This window comes from Mesorhizobium sp. M4B.F.Ca.ET.089.01.1.1 (assembly GCF_004022605.1).
In the GTDB taxonomy this organism is placed as follows: domain Bacteria; phylum Pseudomonadota; class Alphaproteobacteria; order Rhizobiales; family Rhizobiaceae; genus Mesorhizobium; species Mesorhizobium abyssinicae.
This window is the reverse complement of sequence record NZ_RZOS01001431.1, coordinates 1-445: the sequence shown is the minus strand read 5'-3', so window position 1 is coordinate 445 and position 445 is coordinate 1. Positions and strand designations below refer to the sequence as shown.

The 445-nt window shown below is 67.2% G+C and carries 1 protein-coding gene; it reads right to left on the bottom strand.

The annotated features are described in order from the left end of the window. The coding region (locus tag EN780_RS39565) for a hypothetical protein (RefSeq protein ID WP_210215147.1) at positions 1 to 445 on the bottom strand (445 nt) is incomplete at both ends.

Below are 445 nucleotides of genomic sequence, written 5' to 3'. Positions count from 1 at the left end.
GTCGTCGTCGAGCGGTCGCCGGCGCTGAGATCGCCGCTGTTGTCGTCGTCGATGAAGATCGTCACCGGATCATGCGACCAGGCGGTGTCGTCGGCGCTTGTGCCGTCGCCGGTCAGGTCCTCGTACTTGGTGCCACTGATCGAGAAGTCGAGGAAGTTGGTGAAGTCGTTGCCGCTGTCGGTGCCGCCGCTGCCGGGGTTGCCGACGGTCTGCACCAGGGTGCCGGTCTGCTGCGAGCCGTCCGGCACGACCTCGTAGATGTTCTTGCCGACATCGGCCAGCGTCAGTCCGCCGATCGACCAGGCGCCGCCGGCCCCCGTCGTCGTCGAGCGGTCGCCGGCGCTGAGATCGCCGCTGTTGTCGTCGTCGATGAAGATGGTCACCGGATCATGCGACCAGGCGGTGTCGTCGGCGCTTGTGCCGTCGCCGGTCAGGTCCTCGTACT